This window comes from Ruminococcus sp. 210702-SL.1.03, from assembly GCF_020559915.1.
Taxonomy (GTDB): domain Bacteria; phylum Bacillota; class Clostridia; order Oscillospirales; family Ruminococcaceae; genus YE71.
The window spans coordinates 1-1,079 of record NZ_JAJCLZ010000097.1 but is presented as its reverse complement, the minus strand read 5'-3'; the positions used below and the strand labels follow the sequence as shown (position 1 = coordinate 1,079).

At 38.8% G+C, this 1,079-nt stretch carries 1 protein-coding gene; it reads right to left on the bottom strand.

The features are described from left to right. Positions 1-171 precede the first annotated feature (171 nt). Positions 172-1,079 (bottom strand): fibronectin type III domain-containing protein (locus LI114_RS13550; RefSeq protein WP_227221109.1); only part of this gene is annotated, 908 nt, incomplete at its 5' end.

Below are 1,079 nucleotides of genomic sequence, written 5' to 3'. Positions count from 1 at the left end.
CGTTTCAGCAGCGTGCGAATTTTACTTTTAAACATAGAATCTCTCTCCTTTTTTGTATTTTTTATGTCAACTCCTCAGCCTCGGCATTGCTTCAGAGATTATTTTTGCAAGCAAAAAGAAAAGACGTTCTGAATTTCTTCAAAACGTCTTACGTTATATTATTCTGTGTGTTTATTTTTCGGCAGATATACATGAACCTTCGCCTATATTATGGGGCAAGTTGGCTGAATCTTCGCAAAACCATATATTGCATTGTGGTATGTGCATTGGATCTTTGTCATCATAATAATCTCCATAACCGATACAGCTTGCACCGTTTGGAATAATATCTACACCAATATTAAAGCAAAAGTCCTTAGTACAATCATATTTATAATATTCATCTAAGAACGTCATTGCTTCATCTCCAAGATAAGAATAACATTCTTCTTTCAGCTCCTGTATACCATTATAATTTTCTTTGGTATATCCATTCTTTAAAGGAATAAGTGAACCATACTGGTGCATAGGACCTAGGTTGATACAAATATCATAATGAGCATCATCGGTTTTATCTTTATCTGCAACGTCTTTTTTGGCTATGAATTTATGTTCATTAAAGTTGTAGCATTCGTCGTTCGGTCCTGCAAATGCGTATATTCTCCACAGATCAATATTTCTTCTTACATTTCTAACTTCACCGTATTTTTCAGAAATATAGTTACAAATATCCTCACTAACTAATTCTGCATCCTTTGCTGTTGGATAGCCTAAATAAAGCTGGTAGTACGCCTTATCAACATCAGTCCATACGATCTCTTTTTCTTTGGTAGTTTTTGTCTTGCTCGCACATCTGCCGAAGATAAGACCCGACGGAGTACGCTTGTATGCGCGCATTTTGAATGTATACTTAGTGCCCTCGCTCAGACCGTCAACGCGGTAGGTGGTAGCGCTGCTGTCAAGCTTTGCGATACGTTCAAAGCTGCCGTCAGACTGTTGCTGATAGACGAGGTAACCATCGCAGCGCGTAGCTTGCCAGTTCAAACGGATCGCAGTTTCAGTAGCTCCGCACGAGCTGAGCTTGACCTGTTTAGGCTTAG